The 20477-nt window shown below is 71.2% G+C and carries 19 protein-coding genes and 1 pseudogene; 14 read left to right on the top strand and 6 right to left on the bottom strand.

The window, feature by feature from the left end:
• The 7 genes and pseudogenes from pyrH to VFH10_RS11550 all read left to right on the top strand — a co-directional run.
• Positions 1 to 234, top strand: a pseudogene (pyrH, locus tag VFH10_RS11520) (UMP kinase); the annotation flags it as partial.
• Between the two features lie 48 nt (positions 235 to 282).
• The gene (frr, locus tag VFH10_RS11525) at positions 283 to 837 is read left to right on the top strand and encodes a ribosome recycling factor (RefSeq protein WP_325128666.1); all 555 of its coding nucleotides are present in this window, start codon (positions 283 to 285) and stop codon (positions 835 to 837) included.
• Between the two features lie 22 nt (positions 838 to 859).
• Complete coding sequence (locus VFH10_RS11530) at positions 860 to 1741, top strand: phosphatidate cytidylyltransferase (protein ID WP_325128614.1); 882 nt, start codon at positions 860 to 862, stop codon at positions 1739 to 1741.
• Positions 1742 to 1799: 58 nt separating this feature from the next.
• Positions 1800 to 2855 carry an alpha/beta hydrolase gene (locus tag VFH10_RS11535; protein WP_325128616.1) on the top strand — a complete coding sequence of 352 codons (1056 nt, stop codon included), beginning with the start codon at positions 1800 to 1802 and terminating at the stop codon, positions 2853 to 2855.
• Positions 2855 to 3667 carry an alpha/beta hydrolase gene (locus tag VFH10_RS11540; RefSeq protein WP_325128618.1) on the top strand — a complete coding sequence of 271 codons (813 nt, stop codon included), beginning with the start codon at positions 2855 to 2857 and terminating at the stop codon, positions 3665 to 3667. The genes VFH10_RS11535 and VFH10_RS11540 overlap by 1 nt, the downstream gene beginning before the upstream one ends.
• 53 nt (positions 3668 to 3720) lie before the next feature.
• Positions 3721 to 4848: a 23S rRNA (adenine(2503)-C(2))-methyltransferase RlmN gene (rlmN, locus tag VFH10_RS11545; RefSeq protein ID WP_325128620.1), complete on the top strand. Its 1128-nt coding sequence runs from the start codon at positions 3721 to 3723 to the stop codon at positions 4846 to 4848.
• 6 nt (positions 4849 to 4854) lie between these two features.
• Positions 4855 to 5442: a class I SAM-dependent methyltransferase gene (locus tag VFH10_RS11550; RefSeq protein ID WP_325128622.1), complete on the top strand. Its 588-nt coding sequence runs from the start codon at positions 4855 to 4857 to the stop codon at positions 5440 to 5442.
• Here VFH10_RS11550 and VFH10_RS11555 read toward each other — a convergent pair.
• Both VFH10_RS11555 and VFH10_RS11560 read right to left on the bottom strand, forming a co-directional pair.
• Entirely contained in the window at positions 5429 to 6520 is a 1092-nt protein-coding gene (locus tag VFH10_RS11555) for a Rossmann fold nucleotide-binding protein (RefSeq protein ID WP_325128624.1), read from the bottom strand. The genes VFH10_RS11550 and VFH10_RS11555 overlap by 14 nt on opposite strands.
• Before the next feature lie 108 nt (positions 6521 to 6628).
• On the bottom strand, positions 6629 to 7558 hold the full coding sequence (locus VFH10_RS11560; protein ID WP_325128626.1) for a serine protein kinase RIO: 930 nt from the start codon (positions 7556 to 7558) through the stop codon (positions 6629 to 6631).
• A 299-nt stretch (positions 7559 to 7857) separates the two neighbouring features.
• Here VFH10_RS11560 and VFH10_RS11565 point away from each other — a divergent pair, with 299 nt between their 5' ends.
• Positions 7858 to 9246: a M1 family metallopeptidase gene (locus VFH10_RS11565; RefSeq protein ID WP_325128629.1), complete on the top strand. Its 1389-nt coding sequence runs from the start codon at positions 7858 to 7860 to the stop codon at positions 9244 to 9246.
• A gap of 10 nt (positions 9247 to 9256) precedes the next feature.
• Positions 9257 to 11146 carry a propionyl-CoA synthetase gene (locus VFH10_RS11570; protein WP_325128631.1) on the top strand — a complete coding sequence of 630 codons (1890 nt, stop codon included), beginning with the start codon at positions 9257 to 9259 and terminating at the stop codon, positions 11144 to 11146.
• Here VFH10_RS11570 and VFH10_RS11575 read toward each other — a convergent pair whose 3' ends face one another.
• The 3 genes from VFH10_RS11575 to VFH10_RS11585 form a co-directional block, all read right to left on the bottom strand.
• Positions 11147 to 11911: an EAL domain-containing protein gene (locus VFH10_RS11575; RefSeq protein WP_325128633.1), complete on the bottom strand. Its 765-nt coding sequence runs from the start codon at positions 11909 to 11911 to the stop codon at positions 11147 to 11149. It lies immediately after the preceding gene.
• Positions 11912 to 11990: 79 nt separating this feature from the next.
• Positions 11991 to 13385: an FAD-binding oxidoreductase gene (locus VFH10_RS11580; protein WP_325128668.1), complete on the bottom strand. Its 1395-nt coding sequence runs from the start codon at positions 13383 to 13385 to the stop codon at positions 11991 to 11993.
• Complete coding sequence (locus VFH10_RS11585; RefSeq protein WP_325128635.1) at positions 13370 to 13852, bottom strand: Lrp/AsnC family transcriptional regulator; 483 nt, start codon at positions 13850 to 13852, stop codon at positions 13370 to 13372. The genes VFH10_RS11580 and VFH10_RS11585 overlap by 16 nt, the downstream gene beginning before the upstream one ends.
• 171 nt (positions 13853 to 14023) lie before the next feature.
• Here VFH10_RS11585 and VFH10_RS11590 point away from each other — a divergent pair, with 171 nt between their 5' ends.
• The 5 genes from VFH10_RS11590 to VFH10_RS11610 are packed head-to-tail and all read left to right on the top strand — an operon-like array spanning position 14024 to position 19547.
• Positions 14024 to 15268: a spermidine/putrescine ABC transporter substrate-binding protein gene (locus tag VFH10_RS11590; RefSeq protein ID WP_325128637.1), complete on the top strand. Its 1245-nt coding sequence runs from the start codon at positions 14024 to 14026 to the stop codon at positions 15266 to 15268.
• 1 nt (position 15269) lies between these two features.
• Positions 15270 to 16424 carry an ABC transporter ATP-binding protein gene (locus VFH10_RS11595; protein WP_325128639.1) on the top strand — a complete coding sequence of 385 codons (1155 nt, stop codon included), beginning with the start codon at positions 15270 to 15272 and terminating at the stop codon, positions 16422 to 16424.
• On the top strand, positions 16421 to 17335 hold the full coding sequence (locus tag VFH10_RS11600; protein ID WP_325128641.1) for an ABC transporter permease: 915 nt from the start codon (positions 16421 to 16423) through the stop codon (positions 17333 to 17335). The genes VFH10_RS11595 and VFH10_RS11600 overlap by 4 nt, the downstream gene beginning before the upstream one ends.
• A complete protein-coding gene (locus tag VFH10_RS11605; RefSeq protein WP_325128643.1) occupies positions 17335 to 18141 on the top strand; it encodes an ABC transporter permease in 807 nt (268 codons plus the stop codon). Before VFH10_RS11600 ends, VFH10_RS11605 begins: the two co-directional genes overlap by 1 nt.
• 32 nt (positions 18142 to 18173) lie before the next feature.
• Complete coding sequence (locus tag VFH10_RS11610) at positions 18174 to 19547, top strand: FAD-dependent oxidoreductase (protein WP_325128645.1); 1374 nt, start codon at positions 18174 to 18176, stop codon at positions 19545 to 19547.
• Positions 19548 to 19566: 19 nt separating this feature from the next.
• Here VFH10_RS11610 and VFH10_RS11615 read toward each other — a convergent pair whose 3' ends face one another.
• Entirely contained in the window at positions 19567 to 20439 is an 873-nt protein-coding gene (locus VFH10_RS11615; RefSeq protein ID WP_325128647.1) for a lysyl oxidase family protein, read from the bottom strand.
• Positions 20440 to 20477 lie beyond the last annotated feature (38 nt).

Raw genomic sequence — 20477 nt, forward strand, 5'->3', positions numbered from 1 at the left:
GTCGACGGCGTCTACGACTCCGACCCCAACTTCAACCCCGACGCGGTCAAGTTCGACAGCATCAGCTACGACGAGTTCCTCACCCGCGGCCTCAAGGTCGCCGACGCGACGTCGATCAGCCTGTGCCGCGACAACGACATCGACATGATCGTCTTCAACCTGTCCGAGGAGGGCAACATCGCCCGCGTCGTCGCAGGTGAGAAGATCGGTACGACGGTCGCGCGGGACGTCTGAGGACATCCGCCGCCGTCGCCGCACGACACCGACCTAGGAGCAGCCGTGATCAAGGACACCCTCAACGAGGCCGACGCCAAGATGAACAAGGCGGTCGAGGTGACCCGTGAGGACTTCGCGGCCATCCGCACCGGGCGCGCGAACCCGTCGATGTTCCACAAGCTCACCGCCGACTACTACGGCACTCCCACCCCGCTGCAGCAGCTCGCCTCCTTCACCGCCCCCGAGGCGCGCGTGATCATCGTGGCGCCGTACGACATCGGCTCGCTGTCCGCCATCGAGAAGGCGATCCGCGACAGCGACCTCGGCGTCAACCCCACCGACGACGGCAAGACGATCCGCGTCGTGCTGCCGGAGCTCACGGAGGAGCGCCGCAAGGACTACATCAAGATGGCGAAGACGAAGGCCGAGGACGGCCGCATCTCCGTGCGCAACATCCGCCGGCACGCCAAGCAGACCCTCGAGAAGCTCGAGAAGGACGGCGAGGTCGGCAAGGACGACGTGACCGGGGCCGAGAAGCGTCTCGACGGCATCACCAAGAAGCACGTCGACGAGATCGACGAGATGCTCAAGCACAAGGAAGCCGAGCTGCTCGAGGTCTGACAGGTCCGACCCGAGAACACCGATGACCACGCCCGACAACAACCCGGTCGCCGGGGCGGCGACGCCTGTGCCCGACGGCGCCGCGCCCGCGAAGAAGACCAGCCGCGCCGGCCGCAACCTGCCCGCCGCGATCGCCTCGGCGATCGTGCTGCTGGCCGCGATCGGGACCTCGCTCTTCTTCTGGAAGGCCGGGTTCATGGTCATCGTGGTGGCCGCCGTCGTGGTGGCCGTCTGGGAGCTCGGCCAGGCGTTCGCCACCCGCGAGATCCAGCTGGTCCGCGAGGTGGCGATGGCCGGCGGAGCGATCATGGTCCTGACGGCGTACGTCTTCGGTGCACCTGCGTTGGGTACGGCGACGGCGGTCACCGTGCTGACCGCGATGCTGCTGCGGCTGCGTGGGGGAGTGGCCGGCTACGTCCGCGACGTCACCGCCACGGCGTTCACGGTGTTCTACGTGCCGTTCCTGGGCGGTTTCGTCGCCCTCATGCTCGCCGAGCCCGACGGCGAGCTGGCCATCGTCACGTTCATCCTGGTGACTATCGCCTCCGACATCGGCGGGTACGCCGCGGGCGTCCTCCTCGGCCGGCACCCGATGGCCCCGGTGATCTCGCCGAAGAAGTCGTGGGAGGGGTTCGCGGGCTCGGCCGTGGCCTGCGTGGCGGTCGGCTGGGCCACCGTGGTGTACCTGCTCGAGGGTGACTGGTGGGTCGGCGTCGTGCTCGGCCTCACCACCGTCGTGGCCGCGACCCTCGGCGACCTGTGCGAGTCGGTGATCAAGCGCGACCTGGGCATCAAGGACATGAGCCAGATCATCCCGGGCCACGGGGGGCTGATGGACAGGCTCGACTCGCTGCTCGCCACCGCCGCTCCGACGTACCTGCTGCTGCACTACCTCGTCTTCTGAGGCCAAGGCCCTCCGATTCCCCGCAGTACCCTCGTCGCAGCCCACCCCGAGGAGTGCCATGCCCACCCTGCAGGCCACGACCGTGCAGACCGACCGGATCCGGACCAACTGCTGGGTGGGCGGTCCCGAGGACGGCACGCCCGTCCTGCTGGTGCACGGCAACCTGGTGTCGGGCCGCTGGTTCGAGGCGGTCGCGCAGCGGCTGCCCGAAGGGGTCCGCGTGGTCGCGCCGGACCTGCGCGGCTTCGGCGGGACCGAGCCGCTGCCGGTCGACGCGACTCGTGGGCTGCGCGACTGGAGCGACGACGTCGCGTCGCTGGTGCAGGCCCTCGGCTGGGCCGGTCAGGGGCGGGTGCACGTCGCCGGCTGGTCGCTCGGCGGCGGCGTCGTCGAGCAGTACGCGATCGACCATGCCGACGACCTGGCCTCGGTCACGCTGCTCGCGCCCGTCTCGCCGTACGGCTTCGGCGGCACGCGCGGCCCGGACGGCACCCCGGTGTGGGACGACTTCGCCGGCAGCGGCGGGGGTGCGGTGAACCCGGACTTCTCCCGCCGGGTCGCCGCCGGCGACCGCTCCGAGGACGACCCGGCCTCCAGCCCGCGGGTGGTCATGCGGACGTTCTTCTACGACGGAGCGAACGCCCCGGACGCCGACGAGGAGATGCTGCTCGACGAGTTCCTCAAGACACGTTCGGGGGACGACAACTACCCCGGCACGGTCACGACGACCGACAACTGGCCCGGGATCGCCCCGGGCGACCGGGGCGGCCAGAACGCGATGTCGCCGAAGTACTGCAACACCTCCGGCTTCGCCGAGATCGAGCCCAAGCCGCCGGTGCTCTGGATCTGGGGATCCGACGACCCGGTGGTCAGCGACACCTCGTCGTTCGACTTCGGGGTGCTCGGCGAGATGGGCGCGGTGCCGGGCTGGCCGGGCGCCGACGCCTTCCCCGCGCAGCCTCAGGTCGGCCAGACCCGGGCGATGCTCGAGCGGTACGCCGCGGCGGGCGGGACGTTCCGCGAGATCCGGCTCGACGGGGTCGGGCACGGCGCGATCATCGAGCGTCCCGACGAGGTGGCCAGGCTGCTCGCCGAGGTGGTCTCGGCCGGCTGATGGAGCGACCGCGCAGCCACGTCGTCCGCGCCGCCGACGGGGTCGGGATCCACGTGGAGACCTCGGGCACCGGGCGTCCGGTGGTCCTGGTCCAGGGGCTCGGCTACGCCGCGTGGGCCTGGGCGCCCCAGGCGGCAGCGGTGGCCGAGGTGGCGCGGGCGGTCGTGATGGACAACCGCGGCACCGGCCGGTCCGACAAGCCGCCGGCGCCGTACTCCATCGAGCAGATGGCCGACGACGTCGCCGCGGTGATCGAGGATGCCGGCGCGGGTGCCGTCGTCGTGGGCGCCTCGATGGGCGGCTACATCGCCATGACGCTCGCCGTCCGCCGGCCCGACCTGGTCGAGCGGCTGGTGCTGGTGTCCACGCTGACCGGCGGCCCGGGTTCGGTGGGAGTGCCGGAGACCACGCTGGCCGCCTGGGCCGCGAACGCTGACCTCCCCGCACCGGAGTTCGCGCGGGCGACGATGCCGTTGTCGCTCGCTCCGGGCTGGGTCGAGGCGCACCCGGACGACTTCGAGCGCCTGCTGGCCGCGAGGCTGGAGCACCCCACCCCGCCGGAGTGCTGGAAGGCACAGTGGGACGCCTGCGAACGGTTCCTGAAGGTCGGCGTACCGGAAGGCGAGATCGACGTCCCCACCTGGGTCGTGCACGGGACCGAGGACCGCGTCGTGCCCTACGCCAACGCCGAGCTGATCCGGCGAAGGATCCCGCAGGCCGAGGTCGTCACGAGGACCGGCAGCGGGCACCTGTGCTGGCTGGAGCGCCCCGACGAGGTCAACCGTCTGCTGCTCGACGTGCTCACCGACTAGCGCAGCCGCCCGGATTGGGGCGGACCGCCGCTCGGATGGGACACTGGGCAGGCATGTCCGAACCCGTGAAGACCCTTCCGCTCGTCTTCGACGAGCCGCGCGGCCGCAAGAAGCCTCCGCGCCACCTCGCCGACCTCACCGCCGCCGAGCGCAAGGAGCTCGTCGCCACGCTGGGCCTGCCCGGGTTCCGCGCGAAGCAGCTCTCGACCCACTACTTCTCGCGGCTGGTCGACGACCCCGCGCAGATGACGGACCTCCCGGCCGCGGAGCGCGAGCAGCTCGTCGCGGGGCTGCTGCCGGACCTGATGACGCCGCTGCGCACGCTCGAGGCCGACAAGGGCACCACCCGCAAGACGCTCTGGCGGCTCTTCGACGGGGCGCTCGTGGAGTCGGTGCTGATGCGCTACCCCGACCGGGTGACCATGTGCGTGTCGTCCCAGGCGGGCTGCGGGATGGCCTGCCCGTTCTGCGCGACGGGGCAGGGCGGCCTGCAGCGCAACATGTCCACGGCCGAGATCGTCGAGCAGGTGGTGGCCGGTGCCCGCTCGCTCGCACGTGACGAGGTGCCGGGCGGCCCGGGCCGGGTCAACAACGTGGTCTTCATGGGCATGGGCGAGCCGATGGCCAACTACAAGGCCGTGATCGGCGCCGTACGACGGATGACCGACAAGGCGCCCGACGGGCTCGGCATGTCCGCGCGCGGGATCACCGTCTCGACGGTCGGCCTCGTCCCCCGGATGCTCCAGCTCGCCGAGGAGGGCATCCCGGTCACGCTGGCGCTGTCGCTGCACGCACCCGACGACGAGCTGCGCAACGAGCTGGTGCCGATCAACACCCGGTGGACCGTGCACGAGGCGGTCGGGGCGGCCTGGAACTACGCCCACAAGACCAAGCGCCGGGTCTCCATCGAGTACGCCATGATGCGCGACATCAACGACCAGGCCTGGCGGGCCGACCTGCTCGGCGACGTGCTCACGTCGTACGGCGACTGGGGCTGGGTGCACGTCAACCTGATCCCGCTGAACCCCACGCCCGGGTCGAAGTGGACCGCGTCGCGGCGGGAGGACGAGCGCGAGTTCGTGCGCCGGCTCGAGGCGAAGGGCGTGCCCACCACCGTCCGCGACACCCGCGGCAGCGAGATCGACGGCGCCTGCGGCCAGCTCGCAGCTCACGACGACTGAGCCCCGGTGACGGCCGGCTACTACGACCGGGAGGCGACCCGGTACGACGACTCGCGCGGTGGCCTCGACCGGGCGCGGCGTGCCGCCGACGCCGTCGCCGCCCTCGTGCCCACGGCGGGCCGCACGCTCGACGTGGGCGGGGGCACCGGCATCGTCTCCGCCGAGCTGGCCGCCCAGGGTCGCGACGTGCTCGTGGTGGACCTCTCGGTCGGCATGCTCCGGCTCGCCGCAGGTCGGCTACCCGGCCGCGTCGCCGCCGGTCGTGCCGACCGGCTGCCCGTCGCCGCGAGCTCGGTCGACTTGGTGACGGCGATCTGGGTCCTGCACCTGCTGCCGGTCGACCAGGCGGACGCGGTCGTCGCCGAGGCGGCGCGTGTGCTGAGGCCCGGGGGTCATCTCGTCACCACCGTCGACAAGCCGCTGGCGCACGGGCGCGAGGCTGCCGAGGCCGACGCCCGGGATCGCGTGCTTGCCGTGGCCGGTCGCGCGCGGCTCACGGCGGTCGGGCAGTCAGCCTTCAGCGGTCGCAGCGAGTGGGGCTCGAGCTCCGGGGGCGACCCCGTCTTCCGGGTCGTGGCGTTCAGGCGGGACTGACCAGGTCGACCGCTTCCTCGACCGAGTCGACGAGATGGACCCGCCCGGACATCGCCCGGTCGCGGGCCAGGGACTCGAGCAGCGGCCACGCCGGAAGCTCGCGGGTCCAGTGCTCGACGCCGACGAGCACCATCGTGGCCAGCTCGCGGTCGTCGGCGTAGTAGTTCTCGCAGGCGTCCTGGAACACCTCCTGCACGGTGCCGGCGCGGCCGGGCAGGAACACGATGCCGGCGCCGCAGACGTGCAGCAGGATGTCCTCGCGGATCGCGTTCTTGAAGTACTTCGCGATGTGGGAGGCCATCGGGTTCGGCGGCTCGTGCCCGTAGAACCAGGTGGGCACTCCCAGCGACTCCTCCCCTTCCCAGCGCCGTCGTACGGCGAGCGCGGCCTCGGCCCAGGCGCCGACGGACTGCCGGTACGACGGGACGGCGGTGAGCATGGTCAGCGCCTCGTCCAGGACGTCGTCGTCCTGTCCGGCGAGGTAGCCGCCGAGGTTGGCCGCCTCCATCGCGCCGGGGCCGCCGCCCGTCGCCACCGTCAGTCCGGCCCGGCCGAGGTCGCGGCCGAGCCGGGCCGCGGCCACGTAGTCCGCGGCGCCGCGCTCGATCGCGTGACCGCCCATCACCCCGACCAGCCGCCGCGACTCGGCGTACTCCGCGAGGGCGTCGTCGATCGCGTGGTCGTGGAGCGCCTGGGCGAGCCGGTCGGTCAGGTCGACGCTGCCGCGGTGCCAGACGTACGCCCGCGCGTCGGGGGTCGCGTCGTAGCCGCCAGCGAGCCCGGCGTACAGCTCCTCGGGGGTGTACAGCGCCGCCCGATAGGGGTCGACGGGCACGTCGGGGACACGCGGGAACACCAGGGCGCCGTGCCTGCGGAGGTGGTCCTCGGTGTCCGGGTCGAGCAGGCAGCCCAGCAGCAGCGCGCCGCGCGGGTCGAGGCGACGCAGCACGTCGCCGCGGCCACGCAGGTCGACCGACTGCAGTCGCCAGTGCCGCATCGAGGTCGCCCCGGCGGCGACCAGCCGGTCGAGCTCGTCGAGGCTCTCGATCTCGCGGTGGGCGGCACGTCGCTCGGGCACGGACGCAACCTACCCACGCGGGTGAGGGGTCACTCGTGCAGCGACACACCGGCCACGAGGCTGATTCTCTGACTCCTCGCGCCGACTGACCTGAGGGGTGCTGGGCCGTCAGAAGGCGGCGGCGAGGAGCTCTCCGTACAGGGCGTGCTCGTCGGCGACGTCGGGGTCGAGGCCGCGGGCGCGGAACCAGGTGCAGACGTTGACGCAGTCGCGCATCAGGAAGTCCATGCCGGCGGGGTTGGCGACGATGTCGACGGCCTGCGGGAGATCGATGATGACGAGCCGGTCGCCGGCGGCCAGGACGTTGTACGGCGAGAGGTCGCCGTGCGCCACGCCGTGCCGGGCCAGCTCCGCCATCGCGTCGCGCAGCTGCTCGAAGTACGACCGCAGCAGGTCGCCGTGCGGACGGGTCTGCGCGAGCCGGGGCGCGGCCTCGCCGTCGACGTGCACGAACTCCATCAGGATCTCGGTCCCGTCGATCTGCACCGGGTAGGGGACCGGCACGCCGGCCTCCCAGAACCGCTTGAGCGCCTCCCACTCCGCCCATGCCCACTGGCCAGCGGCGACCGCGCGGCCATGGGCGGTCTTCTTGGCCAAGGCCCGCGCGTCTCGGGACCGGCGGGTGCGCCGGCCCTCGGTGTAGGAGGAGCTGCGGTGGAAGGTTCTGTGCTCCTCGGTCCGGTAGCGCTTCGCCGCCATGACGACGCGCTGCGACGGGTCGTCGGGCACCGCGCGCTCCAGCAGGAAGACGTCGGCCTCCTTGCCGGTCTTGAGGATGCCGAGCTCGGTGTCCACGGCGGCCTGGGACGTGACCACCCAGTCCGGGCGCGGCTCGGGGCCACGGCACAGCGGCTCGACGCTGAACCACGTGGTCCAGCGCTGGCCGTCGTCCGGGTCGTCGTAGGACTCGAAGTCGAAGACGAAGCGGGGATCGACGTCGCTGAGGTCGACGGGCGCTTCGATGTAGGGGATGGCGTTGGGGTGCTGCTGGTGGCCGGTCAGGTCAGACGGGCGGGTTCGTGCACGAGACGAGGACATCGGTGTGGTGTCTCCAGGAGTGAGAGAGAAGGGAGGTCGCGGGCATGCGAACGACAACGACACGCATCGACGCCTCCTCTCGCTCCGGACGGCTCCACGCACGGAGTGGCCCACCGGTCAGTCGACTCAGGGTGATGGACGCCCGGGCCGGACCGCAACCGGTTTTCCGGTGCGGAGCCGGGACGGCCCGCCGCCGCATAGACTCGAAGCGTCGTCATCTCGACTTGGGGGGTCCCGTGTTCGTCCATGCCACTCGCCGGGCCTCCCGACGGCTTGCCGTCGTCGCGACGGCCGCGGCCGTGGCTCTCGGGTCCCTCACCACCTCGGGTGCCGCCGTCGAGGCCGAGCGGTCGGCAGCCGCCCCGGGGGCGGCCGGCATCGGGGACTCCTACTTCCCGACGGACGGCAACGGCGGGTACGACGTGCGGCACTACGCCGTCGACGTCCGCTACGCCGTCGCGACCGGTGCCCTGACCGGCTCGACCACGGTCACCGCGACGGCCACCCAGCAGCTGTCCAGGTTCAACCTCGACCTGGTGCTCGACGCCACCGCGGTCCGCGTCGACGGCGCACCGGTCGCGTTCGTCTCCGGTGACCACGAGCTCGTGGTCACGCCGGCCGCGCCGCTCGCCAAGGGCGCACAGTTCACCGTGACGGTGGACTACAACGGTCGCCCAGGCGACATCACCCATCGCGGCAACCGGCCCTGGGTCTCCTCCACGGCCGAGGCGATGGCCACCAACGAGCCGCAGATCGCGCCGTGGTGGTTCCCCGCCAACGACCATCCGCGCGACAAGGCCACCTTCGACATCGCCGTATCGGTGCCGACCGGACAGCAGGCGATCAGCAACGGCACGTTCCTCGGCACCACCTCGGAGCCCGGTTGGGACACCTGGCGCTGGCGGGCCGCGGAGCCGATGGCGCCGTACCTCGCGTTCTTCGCCGCCGGCAGGTTCGAGTACGAAAGCGGTGTGCGCCGCGGGCTGCCGTACTTCAACGCGGTCTCGATGGGGCTCGAGCCCGGCAACAGGGGACGCGCCATGGAGCTGATGCGCCGCAGTCCCGACGTCGTGCGCTGGCTCGAGACCCAGCTGGGCGGCTACCCGTTCTCGTCGACCGGCGGGGTCACCACGTCCCTGGCCGCCGGCTTCGCGCTGGAGAACCAGACCCGCCCGACGTACCCCTTCCTCGGCAACGGCCGCTTCGCGCGCAGCATCCTGGTCCACGAGCTCGCCCATCAGTGGTTCGGCGACCACGTCGCTGTCGACCGGTGGCGCGACATCTGGCTCAACGAGGGCTTCGCGTCGTGGTTCGAGTGGAAGTACGACGAGGCGCACGGCGGCCGGTCCGCCGCGGAGACGCTGCAGGCGCGCTACGACACCTACCCCGCGGACGACGACTTCTGGGACGTGCGCATCGGCAACCCCGGCCGGCACAGCCTCTTCGACTTCGCCGTCTACGACCGCGGGGCGATGACCGTGCAGGCGCTGCGCCAGCGGATCGGCGGCTCCGACTTCAAGCAGGTCCTGCGGACCTGGGTCGCCAAGCGCGGTGCGGGCAACGGGCGGATCGGTCAGTTCGAGCGGCTGGCCGAGCGGGTCAGCGGCGAGCGCCTCGACGGCTTCTTCGAAGCGTGGTTGTTCACCGGTCGGAAGCCGGCCGGCACGCAGGGCAACGGTCTGCGCTAGAAAGGACCGCATGGCCGACTACGAAGCGCTGCACCGGAGGAGCATCGAGGACCCCGAGGGCTTCTGGGGGGAGCAGACGACGCTGGTCGACTGGATCCGCAAGCCGACCCGGGCGCTCGACTCGGACCGGCCGCCGTTCCACCGGTGGTATCCCGACGGCACCCTCAACACCTGCTACAACGCCCTGGACCGGCACGTGGTGGCAGGTCACGGCGACCGGACCGCACTGGTCTACGACAGCCCGGTGACGGGCGCGAAGCAGACCTTCACCTACGCGGAGCTGGTGGAGCAGGTGGCCACCTTCGCCGGTGCGCTGCGCGGGTTCGGGGTCGAGAAGGGGGACCGGGTCGTCATCTACCTGCCGATGATCCCGGAGGCGGTCATCGCGATGCTGGCCTGCGCGCGCATCGGCGCCGTGCACTCCGTGGTCTTCGGCGGCTTCGCACCGCACGAACTCGCGGTCCGCATCGACGATGCGCGGCCCAAGGTGGTGGTCACGGCGTCCTGCGGCATCGAGCCCACCCGGCTCGTCGAGTACAAGCCGATGGTCGACCGTGCGCTCGACCTCGCCGACCACGCACCCGACGCGGTCGTGGTCAAGCAGCGCCCCCAGGTCGAGGCCACGATGGTCGAGGGCCGCGACCACGACTGGGACCTGGTGATGCGGGCCGGCCGGACCGCCCCCGCGGAGTGCGTCGAGGTCGCGGCCACCGACCCGCTCTACGTGCTCTACACCTCCGGCACCACCGGCAAGCCGAAGGGCATCGTCCGCGACAACGGCGGGCACGCCGTCGCGATGGCCTGGTCGCTGCCCAACATCTACGACGTGCACGCGGGCCAGGTCTGGTGGGCCGCCTCCGACGTCGGCTGGGTGGTCGGCCACTCCTACATCGTCTACGCACCCCTGATCTGCGGCGCGACCACCGTGCTCTACGAGGGCAAGCCGGTCGGCACGCCCGACGCCGGCGCCTTCTGGCGGGTGGTCGCCGAGCACGGCGTCGAGGCGCTGTTCACCGCCCCGACCGCGATCCGGGCGATCAAGAAGGAGGACCCCGGGGCCGAGCGGCTGGCCGAGCACGACCTCTCGCACTTCCGGACGCTGTTCCTCGCCGGGGAGCGGCTGGACCCGGACACTTACACCTGGGCCACCGAGGCGCTCGGCGTCCCGGTCGTCGACAACTGGTGGCAGACCGAGACCGGCTGGCCGATCGCGGCCAACCTGCGCGGGCTCGCCCCGATGCCGATCAAGCCCGGCTCGCCGACGGTGCCGGTGCCCGGCTACGCCGTGGAGATCCTCGACGAGCACGGGGAACCGGTGCCGCCCGGCACGGAGGGCGCCATCTGCCTGCGGCTGCCGCTGCCGCCGGGCACGCTGCCCACCCTGTGGGGTGACGACGACCGGTACGTCGCGTCCTACCTGTCGACCTTCGACGGCTACTACCTCTCCGGCGACGGCGGCTACCTCGACGACGACGGCTACCTGTTCGTGATGGGCCGCACCGACGACGTCATCAACGTGGCCGGGCACCGGCTCAGCACCGGCTCGATGGAGGCCGTGATCGCGGCCCACCCCGCCGTCGCGGAGTGCGCGGTGATCGGCGTGGCCGACCCGCTCAAGGGGCAGCTGCCGCGCGGCTTCGTGGTGCTCAAGGCGGGTGTCACCGACGACCCCGACGACATCGGCCGGGAGCTCGTGGCCCGGGTGCGCGAGGAGATCGGGGCGGTGGCGGCGTTCCGCGACGTCACCGTGGTCGGGGGGCTTCCCAAGACCCGTTCCGGGAAGATCCTGCGCAAGACCATGCGGGAGATCGCCGACGGCAAAGAACCGGCCGTGCCGTCGACGATCGAGGATCCGGGTGTCCTCGACACGTTGCGACCGACACTGCGTCGCGAACCCTGATCAGGGCGCGGTGCGCTGCCGGGGCACGCCGGTGCGGAGCAGGTCGTGCGCGCGACCGAGGTCGACCGGACGTGACCACAGGTAGCCCTGGCCAAGCGTGCACGCGGCGCTCTCCAGCCAGGCGGCCTGCTCCGGCTGCTCGACGCCCTCGGCGACGCTGGTCAACCGGAGGGTGCGGCTCATCGCGAAGATCGCCTCGGTGACGGTGGTCTCCCGCGGCGCCTCGCCGAGACGGTCCACGAAGATCTTGTCGACCTTGAGGATGTCGACGGGCAGCCGCGAGAGGTAGGCGAGCGAGCTGTAGCCGGTGCCGAAGTCGTCGATGGCGATGTGCACACCCAGGTCGCGCAGCGCCTGCAGGCGGTGCACCGCGCCGGCCATGTCCTCGAGCAGTGCGGACTCGGTGATCTCCAGGGCGAGCAGCCGTGGCTCGAGACCGGACTCGTAGAGCGCGTGCACGACGACGTCGACGAAGTCGGGCTGGGCCACCTGCTGGGCCGCGACGTTGACCGACATCATCGGATGCTGCCAGGAGGTCCGCAGCTCGACCGCCGCGCGGCAGGCCTCGCGAAGCACCCAGGCGCCGAGCGGCACGATGAGGCCGGTCCGCTCGGCGAGCGGGATGAACTCCCGAGGGGCGAGCAGCCCGCGGGTCGGGTGCTGCCAGCGCGCCAGCGCCTCGAACCCGGTGATCGTCTCTGTGCGCAGGTCGACGGTCGGCTGGAAGTGCAGGACGAGCTCGCGCATTCGCCGCTCGTCGATCACGTGACGACGCTAGTGCCCGCCGCACCGAGAACCCGGGAGCCTGCGGGTAAAGACCCTCTCCCGGTCAAGACCAGCACTCTCAGTGGCCGCCGACGAGCGGTGCCATCGCCCGGCCGACCAGGCTCGGTCTCCGGGTGACGCGCTCCTCGAGGTCGGCGACCGACATGGCGCGCAGGCCCGCGTTGACGCCGAGCCACCGCAGCGGCTCGGGCTCCCAGCGGCGGGAGCGGTGACCCACCCAGGGCAGGGCGGTCAGCTCGCTGTCCCGGCCGAGGACCAGGTCCCGCAGCGTCCGGCCGGCCAGGTTCGACGTACCGACACCGTCGCCGACGTAGCCGCCGGCCCAGGCCAGCCCCGTCGCCCGGTCGAGTCCGACGGAGGCGCACCAGTCGCGCGGGATGCCGAGCACGCCGCCCCAGGCGTGCGTCCACTCCGCGCCGGCGAGGGCGGGCAGCATCTCGGTGGCCGCCGCCCGGAGCCGCGCGAAGACCCTCGGGACCCGGTCGAACCCGGGCCGGGTCCGGGAGCCGAAGTGGTACGGCGCGCCGCGGCCGCCGAACACCAGGCGGTCGTCAGCCGTGCGCTGGCCGTAGACGATCAGGTGTCGGTGGTCGCTGAACGTCTCGCGGTCGCGGAGGCCGATCCGCTCCCAGGTCTCACCCGGCAGCGGGGCGGTCGCCACGACCAGCGAGTAGACGGGTGCCATCGTGCGCCGTTCGCCGGCGAGCCCGGGGGTGTAGCCCTCGGTGGCGCGCACCACGACGTCGGCCCGGACGGTGCCGAGGTCGGTGCGCACCCGGTGCGGCTCCAGCGCGGTCACCCTGGTCCGTTCGTGGATCGTGCCGCCCCGCCGCTCCACCGCCCGGGCCAGTCCGCGCACCAGCCGCGCCGGATGGAGGGCGGCGCAGTCGTCGGTGAAGGTGGCGCCGAGCACGTCCCGGGCAGCGAGCCGGTCCCGGGCCGCCTGGGCATCGAGCAGGCGGAGGTCGCTCTCGTCGCGGCCCCAGGCGCGAGCCGCCGCCACCTCGGCGCGGGCCGCGCGGAGCTGGGCCGGGGTGCGGGCCAGGACCACCGTGCCGCCCTTGCGGGCCCGCGCGTCGATGCCCTCGGCCTCGGCGACGCGGAGCACCTCGTCGACGGTGGCGCGCATCGCGGCGTGCTGGGCGAGCGCGGCGGCCCGGCTCGACCCGGGCTGCGCGGCCACCTTGGCCAGGCCGGCCGGGAAGAGCGCCGAGCACCAGCCGCCGTTGCGGCCGGATGCGCCGAATCCGGCGGTCTCGGCCTCGAGCACCACCACGCGCAGGTGGGGGTCGGCCTCCAGAAGGTAGTACGCCGTCCACAGGCCCGTGTAGCCGGCGCCGACGATCGCGACGTCCGCGTCGGTGTCACCCGGCAGCGCCGCGCGCGGGGTCCAGGCGTCGTCCGCGGTCGCGTGCCAGAGCGACAGTCCGTGATAGCTCAGCGAACGCCCCAGGAGTAGGTCTGCTTGCGGAGCTTGAGGTACATGAACGTCTCGGTGGACATCACCTCGTCCATGCGACGGATCTTGGTCGACAGCACCTCGAGCAGGGCCTCGTCGCTCTCGCAGACGACCTCGACGAGGAGGTCGTAGGAGCCCGCGGTGATGACGACGTAGTCGACCTCCTCGAGCTGCGCGATCGCGTCGGCAACCGGCTCCAGCTCACCGCGCACGCGGATCCCGATCATGGCCTGGCACGCGAACCCGAGCTCGAGCGGGTCGGTGACCGCGACGACCTGCATCACCCCGCCCTCGATCAGCCGCTGCACCCGCTGGCGGACCGCCGCCTCGGACAGGCCGACCACCTTGCCGATGGAGGCGTAGGACCTCCGGCCGTCCTGCTGGAGCTCCTCGATGATCGCCTTGGACACGTCGTCGAGCACGACAGCGTTCCCACCGTTTTTTCCGCTTCGCGCAGCCATGCGGTGATCCTGTCAGCAGGCGTCGGCGAGCGTCAAAGAACTCGCGGTGGTAAAGCATAGGAATTCGTTGCGGCGAGGTTACGTGTCCACCGAATCCCTTGTGAGTCATAGTTGCCTCTGACAGTATCCACAGCATCGAGTCCCCGCAGTTTCCAGGGAGGAAACCCCCCGATGTCCCAAGAACGACAGGCCCTCGAAGCCCTGGTGCGGGCCCAGCTGCGGGGCCCCGGCCGGGGGGTGAGCCGCCGTGGTTTCCTGCGCGGCGCGTCGCTGGCCACGCTCGCCGTCGGCGTGCCGTCCCTGCTCTCCGCATGCGGCACCGAGGCGGCCCGGCAGACCACCGAGTCCTGCCAGACCGAGGACAAGTCCGAGACGGAGAAGACCCTCGCGATCTCCAACTGGCCGCTCTACATCGACCAGAAGCGCGTGAAGGAAGGCGGTCAGCGCAGGACCGTCTATCCCACGATCGAGGCGTTCCAGGAGGAGACCGGGATCACGGTGGAGTACACCACCGACTTCAACGACAACAACGAGTTCTTCGGCATCGTCCGCAACCAGCTCGCCGACTGTCAGCCGACGGGCCGGGACATGTTCATGCCGACCGACTGGATGGCCGCCCGGATGATCGACCTGGGCTGGATCCAGACCCTCGACAAGGCGAACCTGCCCAACGTCGAGGCCAACCTGGCGCAGAGCCTGCGCAGCCCCAGCTGGGACCCCGAGCGCGAGTACACCGTGCCCTGGCAGAGCGGCGTCACCGGGATGGCCTACAACTCCGAGCTGACCGGCGAGGTGCGCAGCTTCGAGGAGCTGCTCACCCGGTCCGACCTCAAGGGCAAGGTCACCCTGCTCTCCGAGATGCACGACACGATGCTGTTCCTGCTGCTGATGACCGGAGCCGACCCGAGCGACTTCACCGACGACGAGTTCGGCGTGGCGATCGACCGGCTCGGCGAGGCGGTGCAGGCCGGTCAGATCCGGGCGTTCACCGGCAACGACTACGCGCAGGACCTGGTGGAGGGCAACGTGGTCGCGTGCGAGGCCTGGTCGGGCGACGTGATCCAGCTGCAGTTCGACAACCCCAACATCAAGTTCGTCGCGCCCGAGGAGGGACTGTCCCTCTGGAGCGACAACATGATGGTGCCCAACCAGGGCTTCCACAAGGCCAACGCCGAGGCGTGGATGGACTTCTACTACCAGCCGGAAATCGCCGCCCAGGTGGCCGCCTGGGTGAACTACATCTCCCCGGTGGAAGGGGCGCGGGAGGCTATGACCGACATCGACCCGAGCCTCGCCGACAACCCGCTGATCTTCCCCGACGAGGAGTTCCTCGCCAACGCCTACGACTTCATGGCTCTGGACACCAAGACCGAGCAGAAGTACCAGCAGATGTTCGCAGACGTGATCGGGGCCTGAGATGGTCACCGGCGCGGGAGCGGGAGCGGATCTTCGGCTGACGGGCGTCACCAAGCGGTTCGGCGGCTTCACCGCCGTCGACGAGCTGGACCTCGAGGTGGGCGAGGGCCAGTTCTTCGCGCTGCTCGGCCCCAGCGGCTGCGGCAAGACCACGACCCTGCGCATGGTCGCGGGGCTCGAGGAGCCGACCGCCGGCACCATCACCCTCGGCGGCGAGGACATCAGCCGGCTGAAGCCCTACAAGCGGCCGGTCAACACCGTGTTCCAGAACTACGCGCTGTTCCCGCACCTCGACATCTTCGAGAACGTCGCCTTTGGCCTGCGGCGCCGTGGCGTCAAGGACGTCAAGCAACAGGTGCACGACATGCTCGACCTCGTCGAGCTCGGCGGGTACGCCGGGCGCCGGCCCGGACAGCTGTCCGGCGGCCAGCAGCAGCGGGTCGCCCTGGCCCGGGCGCTGATCAACAAGCCTCGGGTGCTGCTGCTCGACGAGCCGCTGGGCGCCCTCGACCTCAAGCTCCGCCGGCAGATGCAGATCGAGCTGAAGCGGATCCAGACCGAGGTCGGGATCACCTTCATCCATGTCACCCACGACCAGGAGGAGGCCATGACGATGGCCGACACCGTCGCGGTGATGAACCAGGGCCTGATCGAGCAGCAGGGGGAGCCCGCCGAGCTCTACGACAACCCCGCCACCACTTTCGTGTCGAACTTCCTGGGCCAGTCCAACCTGGTCAAGGCGACGGTGGTCGACACCGAAGGCAGCGACCTGGTCGTCGACGTCAACGGCACCAAGGTGATGGCTCCCGTCGCCCGGGCCCGCCGCACCGATGGCACCGTCTGGGTCGGCGTACGGCCCGAGAAGGTCTTCCTCGCCGACGCCGAGCACGACGAGGGTGTCGACGCCAACACGCTGCCGGGCGGCATCGTCACCGACGTGAGCTTCATCGGAGTGAGCACGCAGTACCTCGTCCGGATGCCGTGGAACCAGGAGCTCACGATCTTCGAGCAGAACACCGGTGCGCGCGAGAGCTTCCAGGTGGGCGACCGGGTGGCGCTGCACTGGTCGCCCGGGCACACGTTCCTGCTCGACGCGGACCAGGACGCGCACGCCGGTGACGAGAGCTACGCGGCGCTGACCGGCGCATTGACATGAGTGTCGCCCAGTTCGGCGGCGGAGTGGCCGCCGGTGAGCCGGGACAGGCGGAGGCCGAGCAGGCCAAGAGACGCGGCCGGACCGGATACCTGCTGCTGCTGCCGGGGATCCTCTGGCTGTTCGTCTTCTTCATCATCCCGACCATCCAGCTGGCCGCGACCGCGCTCTACGACCCGAACGGCTCGCTCGACACCGGCTACGCGATGACCTTCGCGTTCGGCAACTACATCGACGCGCTCACGCAGTACCAAGAGCAGTTCGTCCGATCCTTCCTGTACGCCGGCATCGCCACGGTCTTCTGCCTGCTGCTCGGCTACCCGCTCGCCTACGCCATCGCGTTCAAGTCCGGCCGGTGGAAGAACCTCATGCTGGTGCTGGTGATCGCACCGTTCTTCACCAGCTTCCTGGTGCGCACCCTCGCCTGGAAGTCGATCCTGTCCGACAACGGGTTCATCGTGGAGACGCTGAAGACCCTGAGCCTGATCCCCGAGGACGGCCGCCTGCTCGCCACGCCGATCGCGGTCGTGACCGGCCTGACCTACAACTTCCTGCCGTTCATGGTGCTGCCGCTGTACGCCAGCCTGGAGAAGATGGACCCGCGGCTGATCGAGGCCGGCAAGGACCTCTACGCCAACGGGTTCACGTCCTTCCGCAAGATCACCCTGCCGCTCTCGATGCCCGGCGTGGTGGCCGGAACGCTGCTCACGTTCATCCCGGCGGCCGGGGACTACATCAACTCCGAGCTGCTGGGCACCCCCCAGCAACGCATGATCGGCAACGTCATCGACAACCTGTTCCTGGTGCAGCTCGACTACCCGGCCGCCGCTGCGAGCTCCGTGCTGCTGATGCTGGCCATCGTCTGCCTGGTGCTGTTCTACGTGCGCCGGGCCGGGACGGAGGATCTGCTCTGATGGTCCTACAACGCGCCGGTCGCTGGGTCGCCGACCACGTCATCCTCTTCATCGCCCTGCTGGTGCTGGGCTACATGTTCCTGCCGATCTTCTTCGTGATCCTGATGTCGTTCAACGACCCGACCAGCCGGCTCAACTACGAGTTCCAGGCCTTCACCTGGAGCAACTGGACCGATCCCTGTGCCGAGGCCGGGATGTGCGCGTCGGTCGTGAAGAGTCTCGAGATCGGGTTCCTGGCCACGGTGTTCGCAACGGTGCTCGGCACCCTCGTCGCGTTCGCCCTGGTGCGGCACCGGTTCCGCGGGCGAGCGGCGACCAGCCTGCTGATCTTCCTGCCGATGGCGACGCCGGAGGTGGTGATGGGCTCCTCGCTGCTCGCCCTGTTCACCGCCGCCGGCCTTGCCGGAAGCCTGGGCTTCTGGTCGATCCTGGTCGCTCACATCATGTTCTGCCTGTCGTTCGTGGTGGTGACGGTCAAGGCCCGGCTCGCGGGTCTGGACTACCGGTACGAGCAGGCAGCCATGGACCTCTACGCCAACGAGTGGCAGGCCTTCTGGCGCGTCACCTTCCCGCTGGTGTTCCCCGGGATCGTGGCGGCAGCGCTGCTGGCGTTCTCGCTCTCGTTCGACGACTTCATCGTCACGAACTTCAACCACGGCAACACGATCACGTTCCCGATGTTCGTCTGGGGATCCGCCCAGCGTGGCATCCCTCCGCAGGTCAACGTCATCGGCACGGCGATGTTCGTGGTCGCCCTGGCCCTCGTGCTGTCGAGCGGACTGATCCAGCGCCGCCGGGCGCGATGAGGCGGAGCGTCTCCGCGCAGCACCCGTCTCTGGTGGACGCCCGGCCCGCCGCCTACTGGCTGGAGGACCCGGACCGGCCGGCGCCCGAGCCGGCGCTCATCGGCCCGCAGGACGCCGACCTGGTCGTGGTCGGCGGCGGGTACGCCGGGTTGTGGACCGCCCTGCGCGCGAAGGAGCGCGACCCCGCGCGCGACGTCGTGCTCGTCGAGCGGGGCCGCAGCGGCGACCAGGCCAGCGGCCGCAACGGCGGCTTCGCGTCCGAGAGCCTCACGCACGGGCACGCGAACGGGATGGCGCGCTGGCCCGAGGAGATGGACACGCTGGACCGTCTCGGCGCGGAGAACCTGGCGGCCATCGGCGAGACGGTGGAGAGGCACACCATCGACTGCCGCTGGGAGCGCACGGGTGAGCTGACCGTGGCCCGGGCACCCCACGAGGTCGCCGAGCTGGCCGCGCTCGCGGGGTCGATGCACGCGGCCGGGCACAACGCCGTGCTGCTCGACGAGACCGCGACCCGGGCCCGGGTCGACAGCCCGGCGTACCGCGGCGCGATCTTCGAGCCCGACGCGACGGTGATGGTCGAGCCGGCGCGGCTCGCCTGGGGGCTGCGCGCGGCCTGCCTGCGGGTGGGCGTCCGCCTCCACGAGGGCAGTCCCGCGACCGCGGTCGAGCGGCACGGCCGTGCGATGCGCGTCCTGACGCCGTCCGGCGAGGTTCGCACCGACCGGGTGGCGCTGGCCACGAACGCCTTCCCGTCCCTGCTCCGTCGGCTGCGGCTGATGACCGTGCCCGTCTACGACTACGCCCTGATGACCGAGCCGCTCGACGCCGCGCAACGGGCCGCGGTCGGCTGGTCGGGACGGGAAGGCGTCAGCGACGCGTCGAACATGTTCCACTACTACCGGCTGACCCGCGACGACCGGATCCTGTGGGGCGGGTACGACGCGGTCTACCACTACGGCAGCCGGATCCGCCCCCGCCTCGAGCAGTCCGGCCCGACCCACGACCTGCTCGCGCGGAACTTCTTCCGGACGTTCCCGCAGCTCGAGGGCCTGCGGTTCACGCACCGGTGGGCCGGCGTCATCGACACCTGCACGCGGTTCGCCGCGTTCTACGGCACGGCGTACGACGGGCGCGTGGCCTACGCCCAGGGGTTCACCGGGCTGGGTGTGGCGGCGACCCGGTTCGCCGCCGACGTGATGCTCGACCTGCTCGACGGTGCGGACACCGAGCGGACCCGGCTGCGGATGGTGCGCGAGCGCCCGGTGCCGTTCCCTCCGGAGCCGCTGCGCTTCGCCGGAGTGCACCTGACCCGCTGGTCGATGGGCCGGGCCGACGCCAACGGCGGTCGCCCCAACCTCTGGCTACGCACCCTGGACCGGCTCGGTCTCGGGTTCGACAGCTAGCGCGTGGCTGGGACCCTGCTCACCTGCACGCCTCCGGGCTGGTGCGCTGGACACGGTTGCCTCTGATCCTGATCCCGATCGTGGCGGCGTTGTCGGTCTCGTCGGTCTCGGTGAGGACCTCGCGCGGGTCGGCCTCGAGATCCAGGCAGAGCTGACGCCCCTCGACGCCGCGCGGGAGTCGCAGCGACTGGCCGTCGAGGTCCGCGGAGTAAACGTCGACCCAGCCGGGCGAGATGCCCTGGCGGGTGCGTCGGGTGCAGTCGCCGAAGTGCTCACGGCGGACCACGCGGGGGCTGCCGGGCACGCGCCGGTTGTCACGCAGGCAGAAGCTCACCTTGTTGCGCGCGACCAGCGGTTCGTGGGTGCCGGCCAGGCGCAGGGAGTAGCGCGCCATCGCGTCGAAGTGCCAGTGGTCGTGGGTGGGGTGCCGCACCATGCAGCCGACCTCGAGCCGGCGGCCCGCCACCCGGTCTCGACCCAGCCGATAGCGCTCGTCGAGGTTGGCGTCGCGGTAGACCCGCTGGAAGGCGGGATGCTGTCGTCGCCCGCAGCCGTCACCGTCGGGACGAGGGAGCAGCAGCAGCGGACCCGGGCCCAGGTTGGCGAGCGCCGCCGCGAACCTGAGCAGCCGCCCCTTGCCCGTCCGCTCGATCTGCAGCTGGAAGGCGTTGAGGCTGCGCATGTTGGGCAGCAGCATCCCCTCGTACGGGTCGGGGGTCGGCGACGGGGACGGGGTCGTCGTGCTCGTCGGCGACGGGGACGGGGAGGTGGTCACCGACGACGAGCTCGAGCCGTCCTCGGTGCCGCCACCCTCACCGCTCACCGCGAGCGCCGCGGCGACCAGCACGAGCGCCGCAGCGGCGCCGGTGACCAATCGCCCGGGACGGTTCATGGGCCCACCGTACGTACTCGGGGCCCGCTCCGGGGCAG

Origin of the sequence: Nocardioides sp., assembly GCF_035697785.1 — a bacterium.
GTDB lineage: Bacteria > Actinomycetota > Actinomycetes > Propionibacteriales > Nocardioidaceae > Nocardioides_B.